Origin of the sequence: Xanthomonas maliensis (assembly GCF_009192945.1) — a bacterium.
Classification (GTDB): Bacteria; Pseudomonadota; Gammaproteobacteria; order Xanthomonadales; family Xanthomonadaceae; genus Xanthomonas; species Xanthomonas maliensis.
The window spans coordinates 145,262-159,643 of sequence record NZ_NSET01000053.1; the positions used below are offsets into that span (position 1 = coordinate 145,262).

15 protein-coding genes are annotated in these 14,382 nt (G+C 67.0%); 14 read left to right on the plus strand and 1 reads right to left on the minus strand.

Annotated features, from left to right (window positions below):
* Positions 1-159 precede the first annotated feature (159 nt).
* A complete protein-coding gene (cysS, locus tag CKY51_RS16885; RefSeq protein WP_031339488.1) occupies positions 160-1,548 on the minus strand; it encodes a cysteine--tRNA ligase in 1,389 nt (462 codons plus the stop codon).
* 176 nt (positions 1,549-1,724) lie between these two features.
* On the opposite strand from cysS, the gene CKY51_RS16890 reads away from it, so the two are divergent.
* The 14 genes from CKY51_RS16890 to CKY51_RS16955 form a co-directional block, all read left to right on the plus strand.
* Positions 1,725-2,219 carry a hypothetical protein gene (locus tag CKY51_RS16890; RefSeq protein ID WP_022971981.1) on the plus strand — a complete coding sequence of 165 codons (495 nt, stop codon included), beginning with the start codon at positions 1,725-1,727 and terminating at the stop codon, positions 2,217-2,219.
* 308 nt (positions 2,220-2,527) lie between these two features.
* On the plus strand, positions 2,528-3,541 hold the full coding sequence (locus tag CKY51_RS16895) for an N-acetylornithine carbamoyltransferase (protein ID WP_152249532.1): 1,014 nt from the start codon (positions 2,528-2,530) through the stop codon (positions 3,539-3,541).
* A 17-nt stretch (positions 3,542-3,558) separates the two neighbouring features.
* Positions 3,559-4,182, plus strand: coding sequence for an FMN-binding negative transcriptional regulator (locus tag CKY51_RS16900; protein WP_022971983.1), 624 nt, complete (start codon positions 3,559-3,561; stop codon positions 4,180-4,182).
* A 61-nt stretch (positions 4,183-4,243) separates the two neighbouring features.
* Positions 4,244-5,434, plus strand: a complete 1,191-nt coding sequence (locus CKY51_RS16905; protein WP_022971984.1) for an argininosuccinate synthase — start codon at positions 4,244-4,246, stop codon at positions 5,432-5,434.
* 95 nt (positions 5,435-5,529) lie between these two features.
* Entirely contained in the window at positions 5,530-5,970 is a 441-nt protein-coding gene (locus CKY51_RS16910; RefSeq protein WP_022971985.1) for a GNAT family N-acetyltransferase, read from the plus strand.
* Between the two features lie 16 nt (positions 5,971-5,986).
* Entirely contained in the window at positions 5,987-7,120 is a 1,134-nt protein-coding gene (locus CKY51_RS16915) for an acetylornithine deacetylase (RefSeq protein WP_022971986.1), read from the plus strand.
* A gap of 121 nt (positions 7,121-7,241) precedes the next feature.
* On the plus strand, positions 7,242-8,507 hold the full coding sequence (locus CKY51_RS16920; protein WP_244952547.1) for an acetylglutamate kinase: 1,266 nt from the start codon (positions 7,242-7,244) through the stop codon (positions 8,505-8,507).
* Positions 8,508-8,509: 2 nt separating this feature from the next.
* Positions 8,510-9,121, plus strand: a complete 612-nt coding sequence (locus tag CKY51_RS16925) for a GNAT family N-acetyltransferase (protein WP_022971988.1) — start codon at positions 8,510-8,512, stop codon at positions 9,119-9,121.
* Positions 9,118-10,068: an N-acetyl-gamma-glutamyl-phosphate reductase gene (gene argC, locus CKY51_RS16930; RefSeq protein WP_022971989.1), complete on the plus strand. Its 951-nt coding sequence runs from the start codon at positions 9,118-9,120 to the stop codon at positions 10,066-10,068. Before CKY51_RS16925 ends, argC begins: the two co-directional genes overlap by 4 nt.
* A 201-nt stretch (positions 10,069-10,269) precedes the next feature.
* Entirely contained in the window at positions 10,270-11,565 is a 1,296-nt protein-coding gene (gene argH / locus CKY51_RS16935) for an argininosuccinate lyase (protein ID WP_022971990.1), read from the plus strand.
* Positions 11,565-11,924, plus strand: a complete 360-nt coding sequence (locus CKY51_RS16940; protein ID WP_022971991.1) for a cupin domain-containing protein — start codon at positions 11,565-11,567, stop codon at positions 11,922-11,924. Before argH ends, CKY51_RS16940 begins: the two co-directional genes overlap by 1 nt.
* The gene (locus tag CKY51_RS16945) at positions 11,921-12,181 is read left to right on the plus strand and encodes a YciI family protein (RefSeq protein ID WP_022971992.1); all 261 of its coding nucleotides are present in this window, start codon (positions 11,921-11,923) and stop codon (positions 12,179-12,181) included. Before CKY51_RS16940 ends, CKY51_RS16945 begins: the two co-directional genes overlap by 4 nt.
* A 10-nt stretch (positions 12,182-12,191) precedes the next feature.
* Positions 12,192-13,349: a glutamate 5-kinase gene (gene proB, locus CKY51_RS16950; protein ID WP_022971993.1), complete on the plus strand. Its 1,158-nt coding sequence runs from the start codon at positions 12,192-12,194 to the stop codon at positions 13,347-13,349.
* 167 nt (positions 13,350-13,516) lie between these two features.
* Positions 13,517-14,382, plus strand: an 866-nt coding sequence (locus tag CKY51_RS16955) for a glutamate-5-semialdehyde dehydrogenase (protein ID WP_152249534.1), incomplete at its 3' end; no start/stop codon positions are given.

Consider the following 14,382-nt stretch of genomic DNA (forward strand, 5'->3'; position numbering starts at 1 on the left):
GATGTAAGCCCTCTCCCTCGGGAGAGGGATTGGGGTGAGGGGACGGCGCAGCCTCGCGAAAATTCGACGGCAGTCGCGACAGCCGCCGTCTTATTCGGCGCCGCCGTACCCTCATCCGGCGCTGCGCGCCAGCGTCTCCCGGTGGGAGAGGGAAAAAACTCAGGCGCGTTTCCAGCGTACGCCTTGCGGCGTGTCTTCCAGCACGATGCCTTCGTCGGCCAACTGCTGGCGAATGGCATCGGCGCGGGCGAAATCGCGCGTTTTCTTGGCCTGGCCACGTTCGTCGATCAGCGCTTGGATGCGTGCCTGGTCGTCGTCGCCAGCGCCCTGGAACCAAGCCTGGGGGTCCTGTTGCAGCAAGCCCAACGCCAGCCCCGCACCCAGCAGTCGACTCTTGGCCGTGCGCAGCGCCGCATCCGCTCCGCCGGCCGGAGCGAGTTCCTGCAGGCGCTGCCGTGCCTGCGCGGCCAGATTGGCCACCACCGACAGCGCCAGCGGCGTATTGAGGTCGTCGTCCAGCGCGGCATCGATCTCTTCCGGGATCGCCGCCTCGGCGTCTACGCTGGCCAGGTCGCGCAGCGTGCCGTAGAGCCGGTCCAGCGTGCGCACCGACTGTTCGATCAGTGCGTCGGACCAGTCCAGCGGCTGACGGTAGTGGGCGGTGAGCAAGGCGTAGCGCAAGGCCTCGGGCGGATGCTTGGCGATCAGGTCGTGCACTGTCTCGATATTGCCCAGCGACTTGCTCATCTTGGCGCCGCCGAAGTTGAGCATGCCGTTGTGCAGCCAGAACCGCGCAAAGGTGGCACCGCCATGGGCGCATTCGCTTTGCGCGATCTCGTTCTCGTGATGCGGAAATTGCAGGTCCACGCCGCCGGCATGGATGTCGATGGTCGGTCCCAGATGGGCAGCGGCCATCGCCGAGCACTCGATGTGCCAGCCCGGGCGGCCGCGTCCCCACGGCGACTCCCAGCCGGGCAGCTCGGCGCTGGACGGCTTCCACAGCACGAAGTCGCCCGGGTCGCGCTTGTACGGCGCCACGTCCACCCGCGCCCCGGCAAGCATCTCTTCCGGATCGCGCCGCGACAGCTTGCCGTAGTCGGCGAAGGAGGCCACCGCGAACAGCACATGGCCTTCGGCGGCGTAGGCATGGCCGGAGTCGACCAGGCGTTCGATCATCGCCACGATCTGCGGGATATGGGCGGTGGCCTCCGGCTCGATATCCGGCGCGGCCACGCCCAGCGCGGCCATGTCGGCGCGGTAGGCGGCGGCGAAGCGGTCGGTGATGGTGCTAATCGGCACGCCTTGCGCCTGTGCGGCGGCATTGATCTTGTCGTCGACGTCGGTGATGTTCCGCGCGTAGCGCAGGGCGCCATACCGCCGCCGCAGCAGCGCCGCCAGCACGCCGAATACCACCGGGCCGCGGGCATTGCCGATGTGCACGAAGTTGTAGACAGTGGGGCCACACACATACAAGGTGGGGCAGGACGGATCGAGCGGCGCGAACGGCTCGACCCGCCGCGTCAGGTTGTTGTGCAGGCGCAGGCTCATCGGCATCTGAAAAGGGGTAACCCGGCGATTCTAGCCCCTCGCGCAGGCGCGGCGAACCGTCCGGCCAGAATGGTCACTGGATGGGCTGCGTTCAGCCCCGGACATCACAAGGTCCATACACTTACGTACTGCTTCGCTGCGCCGTCCAGGTACTGATGCGACCTTCCCCGTTTCCCGTGCTGCTGTGCTTGCTGGCCTGCCCGTTGGTTCAGGCGCATGCAGCGGAGTCGGACGTGAAGAACCGCGTGGTGGTCATCGAGAACGTCAAGCTGGATTACGCCCAGGTGCTCAACGTCGAGCCGGTCTACCAGACCTTGCGCGCGACCCGGATGGAGGAGCAATGCGCCGCCGAAGAGGCCGCGGCACGGCCGCCACCGCCCCCGGAGGAAAACGAGGGGCGTATCGACCGGGTGCTCGATTCGGTCAAGGAGATGTTTTCGCGGCGCCCCGAATTGCCACCGGTGGCAGTGCCGCCGACCAGCACCCGCCGCAACTGCCAGGTCGTGGAGGTGCCGCGTGAGTTCCGGCGGCCGATCGCCTACGACGTCGACTATGTCTACAAGGGCACCAAATACCGTTCGCGGCTGCCGGAAGACCCCGGCAACCGGCTGCGCATCCGGGTCTCGGTGACGCCCTATATCCCTGACGCCATCGTCGCGCCGCCGCGCTGAGCACGGCAGCGGTTGCACAGTAGGCGCATGCGTGCGAGGATTCGCGCCCTATGCAGGCAAACCCCTTCCAACACGACACCAGTGCCGCCCGGATGGCCTCCGGGATGACCTCGCGTGCCCGCCGACCGGAATCCCACAGTTTCGCTGGGTGACCGGAGTGTTGTGCTGTCCGTTCTGAAAACCCAGCCCCGGCTGGGTTTTTTCGTTTCGGGCGCCGGAAAGGTTTCAACCGCAAGAAACGCGCATTCCGCGCACCCCGTCGCTCCTGGCGGATCACGCAGCAGAAGCATGCAGCAAAGGATCGATCGATGTCACTGAAGCACTTCTTGAACACCCAGGACTGGAGCCGTGCCGAACTGGACGCGCTGTTGACCCAGGCCGCGCTGTTCAAACGCAACAAGCTCGGTAGCGAGCTGAAGGGCAAGTCGATCGCGCTGGTGTTCTTCAACCCGTCCATGCGCACGCGCACCAGCTTCGAGTTGGGCGCCTTCCAGCTTGGCGGCCATGCGGTGGTGCTGCAACCCGGCAAGGACGCCTGGCCGATCGAATTCAACCTGGGCACGGTGATGGATGGCGATACCGAAGAGCACATCGCCGAAGTGGCGCGCGTGCTCGGTCGCTATGTCGACCTGATCGGCGTGCGCGCTTTCCCCAAGTTCGTCGATTGGGCCTACGACCGCCAGGACGTCGTGCTGAAGGCCTTCGCCCAGTATTCGCCGGTACCGGTGATCAACATGGAGACGATCACCCATCCGTGCCAGGAGCTGGCGCATGCGATGGCACTGCAGGAGCGGTTCGGCACCCAGGACCTGCGCGGCAAGAAGTACGTGCTGACCTGGACCTACCATCCCAAGCCGCTCAACACCGCGGTCGCCAACTCGGCGTTGACGATCGCCACCCGCATGGGCATGGACGTGACCTTGCTGTGCCCGACGCCGGACTACATCCTGGATCAGCGCTACATGGATTGGGCCGCGCAGAACGTCGCCGAGAGCGGCGGCTCGCTGCAGGTCAGCCACGATATCGAGAGCGCCTACGCTGGTGCCGATGTGGTGTACGCCAAGAGCTGGGGGGCGCTGCCGTTCTTCGGCAATTGGGAGCCGGAGAAGCCGATCCGCGATCAGTACAAGCACTTCATCGTCGACGAGGCCAAGATGGCGCTGACCAACAATGGCGTGTTCTCGCACTGCCTGCCGCTGCGCCGTAACGTCAAGGCCACCGATGCGGTGATGGACTCGCCCAGCTGCATCGCCATCGACGAAGCCGAGAACCGCCTGCATGTGCAGAAGGCGGTGATGGCTGCGCTGATCGGCCAGCGCTAAGTCAGCGCGATCTCGCCATGTACCTGCCCTCCGCCTTCCGCGAAAGCCGTGCCGAGCGACTTGCCGCGCTGATGCGCGCGCATCCGTTCGCCAGCGTGGTGAGCGCCGGTGCCGATGGTCCGGCGGCCGAGCACCTGCCGCTGGAACTGATCGATGGCGTGCTGTGCGGCCATGTCGCGCGCGGCAACCCGCTGGCGCGGCTGCACGCCGCGCCGGTACTGGCGGTGTTCCAGGGGCCGGATGGCTATGTCAGCCCGAACTGGTACCCGGACAAGGCCTTGACCGGACGCGAAGTGCCGACCTGGAACTACGCCGTGGTGCAGGTGCACGGTCGGTTGCAGGTGCATGACGATGCCACCTGGCTGCGGAGCTTCCTGCGCACGCTCACTGCGCGCCACGAGGCCGACGAACCACAGCCCTGGTCGCTGGACGACGCCCCTGCCGACTATCTCGACAGCCTGCTGCGTGCGGTGGTCGGCATTGCCATCGTGCCGACACGCATCGACGGCAAGTTCAAGCTTGGCCAGAACAAGTCGCCGGCCACCCGGCGCAGCGTGATCGCCGAATTGCAACGCCGCCGCCGACCGGCCGATGCCGGATTGGCGGAGCTGACCGCCCAGACGTGCGCAGCGGAGCCATGACGCTCCCGCTGCGCCCGTTTCCCTTCCTCTCCCGCTTGACCGACCCCAGGACTCCATAGCCATGAGCAACGACATCGTCCTCGCCTTCTCCGGTGGACTCGACACCAGCTTCTGCATTCCCTACCTGCAGGAGCGCGGCTACGCGGTGCATACCGTGTTCGCCGACACCGGCGGCGTGGATGCCGAGGAACGGGACTTCATCGAGAAGCGCGCCGCCGAACTCGGCGCGGCCAGCCACCTCACCGTCGACGGCGGCCCGGCGATCTGGGAGGGCTTCGTCAAACCGTTCGTCTGGGCCGGCGAGGCGTACCAGGGCCAGTATCCGCTGCTGGTCTCGGACCGCTACCTGATCGTCGATGCCGCGCTCAAGCGCGCCGAGGAGTTGGGCACGCGCGCCATCGCCCACGGCTGCACCGGCATGGGGAACGACCAGGTGCGTTTCGACCTGGCGGTCAAGGCCTTGGGCGACTACCGCATCGTTGCGCCGATCCGCGAGATCCAGAAGGAGCACACCCAGACCCGCGCCTACGAGCAGCAGTATCTGGAAGAGCGCGGCTTCGGCGTGCGCGCCAAGCAGAAGAGCTACACCATCAACGAGAACCTGCTCGGCGTGACCATGTCCGGCGGCGAGATCGACAAATGGGAAGTGCCGGGCGAGGGCGCGCGTGGCTGGTGCGCGCCGCGCAGCGAATGGCCGGAAGAGGCGCTGCAGGTGACGCTGCGCTTCGTCGAGGGCGAAGCGGTGGCGCTGGATGGGGAGGAGTTGCCGGGCGCACAGATCCTGGCGCGCTTGAACGGCTTGTTCGCCCGCTATGGCGTCGGCCGCGGCGTCTACACCGGCGATACCGTGATCGGTCTGAAAGGCCGCATCGTCTATGAAGCACCGGGCCTGATCTCGTTGCTGGCCGCGCATCGTGCGCTGGAAGATGCGGTGCTGACCAAGCAGCAGAACCGCTTCAAGCCGGACGTGGCGCGCAAGTGGGTGGAGCTGGTGTACGAAGGCTTCTACCACGACCCGCTGAAGACCGACCTGGAGGCCTTCCTGCACTCCTCGCAGGCCAAGGTCAACGGCGACGTGACGCTGGAGACCCGCGGCGGCCGTGTCGACGCGGTGGCAGTGCGCTCGCCGCACCTGCTCAATGCCAAGGGCGCCACCTATGCGCAGTCGGCGGACTGGGGCGTGGAAGAGGCCGAAGGTTTCATCAAGCTGTTCGGCATGAGCTCCACGTTGTACGCGCAGGTCAATCGCTGAGCCTGGCACCCCGGCCGATGGCCGGGGTCGCGGTCCGTCCTGTCCGCCTCCGCGGGCAGGACGGCGCACTGAGCAGCATGGTTTCGAGGATTTCGATGAGCACCCTCCGCATCAGCAGCAATCGCGCCGAGTTGGACCTGGTGATGATCCACCGCTTCCTCTCCGAGCAGGCGTACTGGTCGCCCGGTATCCCGCTGGGGACGGTGCAGCGGGCGATCGCCGGCTCGCTGTGCTTCGGCGGTTACCTCGATGGGGTGGGGCAAGTGGCGTTCGCACGGGTGATCTCCGACTGCGCCACCTTCGCCTACCTGGCCGATGTCTTCGTGCTGCCCGAGCATCGCGGCCAGGGCCATGCGAAACAGCTGATGGAGGCCGTGATCGGCCATCCGCAGTTGCAGGGCTTGCGCCGCTTCATGCTGGCGACGGCCGACGCGCATGCGTTGTATGCGCAATACGGCTTCGCCGCGCCTGCGCGGCCGCAGACGCTGATGGAAATCTCCCATCCCGACCTCTACCGCGACGCTGCGGTGAACTGACATCGTTGCTCTCCCGATGACCGAACTCCTGCTGGAATCCACACTCGCGCATCTCGACCGGCTGGTGTCCTTCGACACCCGCAATCCGCCGCGCGCCATCGCCGCCGAGGGCGGCATCTTCGACTACATCCGTGCCCAGCTGCCCGGCTTCGCGGTGCAGGTGATCGACCACGGTGCTGGCGCGGTGAGCCTGTATGCGGTACGCGGCACGCCGACGTACCTGTTCAACGTGCATCTGGACACGGTGCCTGATTCGCCGCACTGGAGCGCCGATCCGCATGTGATGCGTCGGCTCGACGACCGCGTGGTCGGCCTGGGCGTGTGCGACATCAAGGGCGCGGCAGCGGCGTTGATCGCCGCCGCCAATGCCGGCGATGGCGATGCTGCCTTCCTGTTCTCCAGCGACGAGGAAGCCAACGACCCACGCTGCATCGCCGAGTTCCTGGCCGCTCATCCCGCGGCTTCCGCCGCTGCTTCCCGGGTCCCGGCCTACGAAGCGATCATCGTCGCTGAACCCACCATGGGCGAAGCAGTGTTGGCCCATCGCGGCATCAGCTCGGTGTTGATGCGCTTCGCCGGCCGCGCTGGGCATGCCTCCGGCAAGCAGGATCCGGCTGCCAGCGCACTGCACCAGGCGATGCGCTGGGGTGGCAAGGCGCTGGACCACGTCGAGTCGTTGGCGCATGCGCGCTTCGGCGGGCTGACCGGGCTGCGCTTCAACATCGGCCGGGTCGACGGTGGCATCAAGGCCAACATGATCGCGCCAGCGGCCGAGCTGCGCTTCGGCTTTCGGCCATTGCCGTCGATGGACGTCGATGCGTTGCTGGCCACCTTTGCCGGCTTCGCCGAACCGACCGCGGCGCATTTCGAAGAGACTTTCCGTGGGCCGAGCCTGCCGTCGGGGGACATCGCCCGTGCCGAAGAACGCCGGTTGGCCGCGCGCGACGTCGCCGACGCGCTGGAGTTGCCGATCGGCAATGCGGTGGACTTCTGGACCGAGGCGTCGCTGTTCTCCGCCGGCGGTTACACCGCGCTGGTCTATGGCCCAGGCGATATCGCCCAGGCGCACACCGCCGACGAGTTCGTGACGCTGGAGCAGTTGCAGCGCTACGCGACCTCGGTCGACCGCATCATCAATCGCCGTTCCTGATGCCGTCACGCCGCCGCCGGCTGCGTGCCGGCCGTTTCCACCTTCCACAGATCCCACCACCGTGAACCTTGCCGCTCCCCACATCCAGACCCGCCAGACCATCGTGCGCCTGCTCTCCAGCATGGCCAGTGCCAAGGAGATCAGCCAATACCTCAAGCGCTTCTCGCAGCTGGATGCCAAGCGCTTCGCCGTGGTCAAGGTCGGCGGCGCGGTGTTGCGCGACGAGCTGGAGGACCTGACCTCCTCGCTGACCTTCCTGCAGGAGGTCGGACTGACGCCGATCGTGTTGCACGGCGCCGGCCCGCAGCTGGATGCCGAGCTGTCGGCCGCCGGCATCGTCAAGCAGACCGTCAATGGATTACGCGTGACCTCGCCGGAAGGCCTGGCGATCGTGCGCCGGGTGTTCCAGGCGTCCAATCTGAAGTTGGTCGAAGCGCTGCAGCAGAACGGTGCGCGCGCCACCTCGATCACCGGCGGCGTGTTCGAGGCCGAGTACCTGGACCAGGCGACTTACGGCCTGGTCGGCGAGGTACGCAAGGTCAACCTGGCGCCAATCGAAGCCAGCCTGAAAGCCGGTTCGATCCCCGTGATCACCAGCCTGGGCGAAACCGCCAGTGGGCAGATCCTCAACATCAATGCCGACTTTGCCGCCAACGAGCTGGTCCGCGAGCTGCAGCCGTACAAGATCATCTTCCTCACCGGTACCGGTGGCTTGCTCGACGAGTACGGCAAGGTGATCGACTCGATCAATCTGTCCACCGAGTACGCGCACCTGATCGAGCAGCCGTGGATCCACGGCGGCATGAAGGTCAAGATCGAGCAGATCAAGGACCTGCTGGACAAGCTGCCGCTGGAATCCTCGGTGTCGATCACCCGCCCGGCGGACCTGGCCAAGGAATTGTTCACCCACAAGGGCTCGGGCACGCTGGTGCGCCGCGGCGAGCGCGTGCTGCGCGCCACCCGCTGGGCCGAACTGGATCTGGAGCGGATGAAGCGGCTGATCGAGTCCAGCTTCGGGCGCACATTGGTGCCGGACTATTTCGACAAGACCGTGTTGCTGCGCGCCTACGTCAGCGAAAACTATCGCGCCGCGGTGATCCTGACCGAGGCCGAGGGCTACACCTACCTGGACAAGTTCGCCGTGCTCGACGACGCGCAAGGCGAGGGCCTGGGGCGTGCGGTCTGGAACGTGATGCGCGAGGAAACTCCGCAACTGTTCTGGCGCTCGCGCCACAACAACCAGGTCAACATCTTCTACTACGCTGAATCGGACGGCTGCTTCAAGCAGGAGAAGTGGAAGGTGTTCTGGTACGGGCTGGAGAGCTTCGCGCAGATCCAGCAGTGCGTGGCGCATTGCGCCACCCGCCAACCGACCCTGGAAGGCTGAGCATGAGCCCCCTCGCGTTGCCGCCGCTGTGGCGCGAAGCGCCGACGCTGTGCGGCGTCCACGTCACCTTGGAACCATTGCAGGCTGGCCATGCCGATGCATTGGGCGCCGCACTGGATGGCAGCGGGCTGGAGCAGCTGTGGTACACCAGCGTGCCGGCAGCGGCGCAGGCGACGGCATATGTGGAAGCGGCACTGCAGGCGCAGGCGGCCGGCCACTCGCTGCCGTTCGTGGTGCGCGACTGCGACGGGGCCATCGTCGGTAGTACGCGCTTCTACGGGCTCGAAGCGGACGTGCCGAAGTTGCTGCTCGGCTACACCTGGTACTTGCCACGGGTGCAGCGCAGCGGCGTCAACACCGAGGCCAAGCTGCTGTTGCTCGGGTATGCCTTCGAGACCCTGGGTTGCCTCAGCGTGGCCTTCGAGACCAGCTGGTTCAACCATGCCTCGCGCACCGCGATCGCCCGTTTGGGTGCCAAGCAGGACGGCATCCTGCGCAATCATAAACGTCACCCCGACGGCACGCCTCGCGATACCGTCGTTTTCTCCATCATCGACAGCGAATGGCAGGGCGTGAAACGCCACCTGCGCCATCGCCTGGAAGCACACGCATGAGCATTTCCTACACCGTCGGCATCGTCGGCGCGCGCGGCCACACCGGCAGCGAATTGATCACCTTGGTGGCCGCGCATCCGCAACTGCAGCTGGCCTTCGTCTCCTCGCGCGAGCTGGATGGCCAAGCGGTGGCCGAGCATAACCCTGGCTACGCCGGTGCGCTGCGCTTTGAGAGCCTGACTGCCGACGCGGTGGCGGCCAAGCGCGCCAACGTGGTGATCCTGGCGCTGCCCAACGGCAAGGCGGCGCCTTATGTGGAGGCGCTGGACGCGCAGGCGCCGGATACGATCGTGATCGACCTGTCGGCCGACTACCGTTTCGATGCCGGCTGGTACTACGGTCTGCCGGAGTTGACCCGCGGCCGTTACGCCGGGCAGAAGCGCATCAGCAATCCCGGATGCTATGCCACCGCGATGCAGCTGGCGATCGCGCCGTTGCTGGAGCAACTGGCCGGGCCACCGCAGTGCTTCGGCGTCTCCGGCTATTCCGGTGCCGGCACCACGCCGTCGGACAAGAACAATCCCGCGCTGCTGGCAGACAATCTGATGCCGTACGCGCTCACCGATCACATGCATGAGCGCGAAGTTTCGCGCCAGCTCGGCGTGCCGGTCGAGTTCATGCCGCACGTGGCGCCGCATTTCCGCGGTATCACCATGACCATCAACCTATGGCTGCAGCAGCCGCTGACGCGCGAGCAGATCCAGGCGCGCTATGCGCAGCGCTACGTCGACGAGCCGTTGATCGAGCTGGTCGACCAGGCGCCGTGGGTGAGCCACATCGCCGGCCGGCACGGCGTGCAGATCGGCGGCATCACGCTGGCGCCGGGCAACAAGCGGGTGGTGGTGGTGGCGACGCTGGACAACCTGCTGAAGGGCGCGGCGACGCAGGCCATGCAGAATCTGAACCTGGCACTGGGTTTGGATGAGTTGACTGCCATTCCAGTGTGATTTTCGGGACTCGGGGCCTGGGACCCGGGACCCGGAGGAGCAAGGGCAAACGCTGCTGTTTCGGTTTGGATGAGTTGACTGCGATTTCACTGTGATTGTTGGGACCCGGGACCCGGGCCCGTGACCAGGTAGAGCAAGAGCCGATGCTTTTGTTTTTCCGGGTCCCGGGTCCCGAGCCCCGGGTCCTGAAAAGAGGACCCAATGACCAACCTGTTGTGGCAAAAACCCGGTGTCGCTGTCGATGCCAAGATCCAGACCTTCCTGGCGGGCGATGACGTGGTGCTGGATCGCGAATTTTTCCTGCACGACATCGCCGCCAGTACCGCGCATGCCGAGGGCCTGCAGCATATCGGCATCCTCAGTGCCGACGAGCTGGCCGGACTGAAGCGCGAGCTGGCACTGCTGGCCGAGGACTTTCGCAGCGGCGCTTTCGTGCTGGATGCGCAGTACGAAGATTGCCACTCGGCGATCGAGGCGCGCCTGACCGAACGCCTGGGCGATGCCGGCCGGCGCATCCACACCGGCCGCAGCCGCAACGATCAAATCCTGGTCGCAACCCGGCTGTGGTTGAAGGACAAGCTGGCGCGCGTGGCGGAGCTCAGTCGCGAGATCGCGCGCGTCGCGCTCGATCGCGCGCAGGCCGAAAAGGACTTGCCGGTGCCCGGGTACACCCACATCCAGCGCGCCGTGGTGTCCTCGGCAGGCATGTGGTGGGCCGGTTGGGCAGAGGGCTTCATCGACAACGCGATCCGCGCCACCGACACGCTGACGCTGATCGATGCCAATCCGCTGGGCACGGCTGCCGGCTACGGCGTCAACCTGCCGCTGGACCGCGCGCACACCACCCAGGCGCTGGGCTTCGCACGGCTGCAGGTCTCGCCGATGTACGCGCAGCTGTCGCGTGGCAAATTCGAGCTGGCTGCACTGGAAGCGCTGGGCGGCGCCACGCTCGATTTGCGTCGCATCGCGTGGGATCTGTCGCTGTTCACCAGTGGCGAATTCGGCTTCGTCGCGCTGCCGGCGCAGTACACCACCGGCAGCTCGATCATGCCCAACAAGCGCAATCCCGATGTGATCGAGCTGATGCGGGCCACCCACGCCAGCGTCGCCGCCGCACGCACCGAGATCGAGCAACTGCTGTCGCTGAGCTCCGGTTATCACCGCGACCTGCAGAACAGCAAGGGCGCCCTCGTGCACGGCTTTGCGCGCGGACTGGCGGCGCTGGAGCTGCTGCCGGCGCTGCTGGCCAATCTGGAATGGCGGGAAGACCGTCTGCGCGCGGCGATCGACTCCGGCATGTATGCCACCGATGTCGCGGTGGAAGCGGCCGTCGCAGGAGTGCCGTTCCGCGAGGCCTACAAGGCCGCTGCCGCCAGTGCCGACACGGCCGGGCAGGGCAGGACACCGGAGGGCAGCCTGGCCGCGCGCGTGTCCCCGGGCGCGGCAGCCGACCTGCAGTTGGACGTGCTGCAGGCGCGCTGGGAGGCGCTGGCCTGATGGCCGTCATCAATCGATCGTCGGCGCCGCATGATCGCTGGGGTGGCGCCTGCGATGGCTGGCACCTGCTGGGCCTGCCGGAGTTGAGCGTGATCGAGGAGCGCGTGCCGCCCTTGGCCAGCGAAACCCGCCGTCGCCATCTGCGTGCGCGGCAATTCTTTCGTGTGCTCGATGGCCAGGCGATGCTGGAACTGGACGGCACGACGCACGTCTTGCGCGCCGGCGACGGTCTGCATGTTCCGCCGGGCGCGCCCCACCAGCTGCACGACGCCTTGCAGGCGGACGTGCGCTTGCGGGTCGTGTCCTCGCCGTACAGCCATGGCGATCGCGACATCGTGCCGGCGGAGGTGCTGCAATGACCACGCTCTACCTGGTGCTGGCCATGCGTCGGCCGAACTTCGACGCTGCCGCGGTGCAGCCGCATCGCGACTTTCTCGATGCGCTGCGCGCGCAAGGCCGGCTGCATCTCACCGGCGGCTTCAGCGACGGCAGCGGTGGCGCCTATGTGCTGTGCAATGTCGACAGCCTGGCGCAGGCGCAGGCGATCGTCGCCACTGATCCGTTGGCGACGATGCAGGTCTCGGACCTGAGCGTGCACGAATGGACCATCCGCTGAGATCGCGACCATGACCCCGCAGGCCGCCGCCGTCGCTTCGCCGTTCCCGCCGCAGCAGCTGCCGCCCTGGCGGCGTGCGGTGCTCAAGGTCGGCAGCAGTCTGCTCGCCGCCGATGGCGGCGGGTTGTCGCCACGTTTCGCGCTGGGTCTGGCCCAGTTCGTCTCGGCCAATCTGGCGGCCGGGCGCGAGTTGGTGATCGTGTCCTCCGGCGCGGTGGCAGCCGGACGTGCCATCCTGCCGCGGGCAGCCGACGCCGGCGCGGCGATGGCCGCGCGGCAGGCGCTGGCGGCGCTTGGGCAAGCGCAACTGATCGCGCTGTGGCAGCGGTTCTTCGAACGCCCGGCGGCGCAGGTGCTGCTGACCCACGACGATCTGCGCAACCGGCGTCGCTATCTCAACGCGCGCGCCACCCTGCAGGAATTGCTGCGGCTGGGCGCACTGCCGGTGGTCAACGAGAACGACACCGTCTCGGTGGACGAACTCAAGCTGGGCGACAACGACAACTTGGCGGCGATCGTGGCGGCCCTGGTCGATGCCGATGCGTTGTTCATCGCCACCGATATCGACGGCCTGTACAGCGCTGATCCGCGCAGCAACCCCACTGCGCAACCGCTGGCCGATGTCCCCGAGCTCACGCCTGCGGTGCTGGCGATGGCCGGCGGCAGCGGCAGCACGGTGGGCACCGGTGGCATGCGCACCAAGCTGGAAGCGGCCGCCAAGGCCGGTGCCGCCGGTATCGAGACCTATCTGTTCAACGGCCGCAGCGGCGAGGTGGTGCGTGCACTGGCGCAGGATCGCCTGTATGGCACGCGGCTGCATGCCGGCCGCACGCGCATCGCTGCGCGCAAGTACTGGCTCCGGCATGCGCCGGTGGAGGCGGGTGCGATCCTGATCGACGATGGCGCCGCCGCGGCCTTGACCGGCAAGGGTGCCTCGCTGCTGCCGGGCGGCGTGGCTGGCGCACTGGGCGACTTTCGTCGCGGCGACATGGTCGAGATCCGCCATGGCGGCAGCGACGGTGCGCCCTGCGTGGCGCGTGGCGTCAGTCAGTATTCCGCGGTCGATATTCGTCGCATCGCTGGCCGCCATTCGCGCGAGATCGCCAGCGTGCTGGGCTATAGCTACGGCGAGAATGTCGTCCACCGCGACGACCTGGTGGTGCTGTAGCGCAGAGCGTTGTCCGTGCAGCGGGCGGGACGAGGCCATCTTCGCTGCGCCTAGTTGCGCGCGGGCGCGATGCGCCGGGAGAAATCGTTGCAGGCGCGACGGCTTTCGCTCTCTGCCGCGCTTTACGCTATTTTCTGCTGCAGTCTTGCTGGCCGAATGTGTTGACCATGTCCACTATCAGAACGTTGGCCCTGCAGTGCCGGGAGGCCGCGCAGGTGCTCTCGCAACTGCCTGCACAGGCCAAGCGTGACCTGCTCGAAGCGATGGCAGCCGCGCTGGAGGCCGACGCCGCATCGATTCTCGCCGCCAACGCGCGCGACCTCGATGCCGCGCGCGCGAAGGGCACCGGTACGGCCATGCTCGACCGCCTGGCGCTGGACGACAAGCGCTTGGCCGGCATCGCCGCCGCCGTGCGCGAGGTGGCGCAGCTGCCCGATCCGGTCGGACAGGTCACCCGCGACGACACCCGTCCCAACGGCATCCGCGTGCAGAAGGTCCGCGTTCCACTGGGCGTGGTGGCGATGATCTACGAGGCACGCCCAAACGTCACCGCCGACGCGGCGGCGCTGTGCATCAAGGCCGGCAACGGCGTGATCCTGCGCGGCGGTTCCGAGGCGATCCATTCCAACACCGCCATTGCGCGCGCCTTGCAAGGGGCGTTGGAGGCTGCCGGCATCGGGCAGGCGGCACTCACCCTGGTCGAAGATCTGCGTCGCGATACCATGCTGGAGCTGCTGCAGCTGACCGACATCGTCGACCTGGCGATCCCGCGCGGTGGCGAGGGCCTGATTCGCTTCGTTGCCGAACACGCACGCGTGCCGGTGATCAAGCACTACAAGGGGGTCTGCCACTTGTTCGTCGATGCCTCGGCGAACCTGGAGTTGGCGATGAGGCTGCTGGTCGACGGCAAGACCACACGTCCATCGGCCTGCAATTCCCTGGAGACCTTGCTGGTCCACGCCGATGTCGCCGCGCGCTTTCTGCCTGCGGCTGCGACCGCCCTGCAGATGCGTGGCGTGCAACTGCGCGGCGA

Coding starts and splice junctions, on each gene's coding strand:
- cysS (WP_031339488.1), bottom strand. CDS start 1,548: ATGAGCCTGCGCCTGCACAACAACCTGACGCGGCGGGTCGAGCCGTTC.
- CKY51_RS16895 (WP_152249532.1), top strand. CDS start 2,528: ATGTCACTGAAGCACTTCTTGAACACCCAGGACTGGAGCCGTGCCGAA.
- CKY51_RS16900 (WP_022971983.1), top strand. CDS start 3,559: ATGTACCTGCCCTCCGCCTTCCGCGAAAGCCGTGCCGAGCGACTTGCC.
- CKY51_RS16905 (WP_022971984.1), top strand. CDS start 4,244: ATGAGCAACGACATCGTCCTCGCCTTCTCCGGTGGACTCGACACCAGC.
- CKY51_RS16910 (WP_022971985.1), top strand. CDS start 5,530: ATGAGCACCCTCCGCATCAGCAGCAATCGCGCCGAGTTGGACCTGGTG.
- CKY51_RS16915 (WP_022971986.1), top strand. CDS start 5,987: ATGACCGAACTCCTGCTGGAATCCACACTCGCGCATCTCGACCGGCTG.
- CKY51_RS16920 (WP_244952547.1), top strand. CDS start 7,242: ATGGCCAGTGCCAAGGAGATCAGCCAATACCTCAAGCGCTTCTCGCAG.
- CKY51_RS16925 (WP_022971988.1), top strand. CDS start 8,510: ATGAGCCCCCTCGCGTTGCCGCCGCTGTGGCGCGAAGCGCCGACGCTG.
- argC (WP_022971989.1), top strand. CDS start 9,118: ATGAGCATTTCCTACACCGTCGGCATCGTCGGCGCGCGCGGCCACACC.
- argH (WP_022971990.1), top strand. CDS start 10,270: ATGACCAACCTGTTGTGGCAAAAACCCGGTGTCGCTGTCGATGCCAAG.
- CKY51_RS16940 (WP_022971991.1), top strand. CDS start 11,565: ATGGCCGTCATCAATCGATCGTCGGCGCCGCATGATCGCTGGGGTGGC.
- CKY51_RS16945 (WP_022971992.1), top strand. CDS start 11,921: ATGACCACGCTCTACCTGGTGCTGGCCATGCGTCGGCCGAACTTCGAC.
- proB (WP_022971993.1), top strand. CDS start 12,192: ATGACCCCGCAGGCCGCCGCCGTCGCTTCGCCGTTCCCGCCGCAGCAG.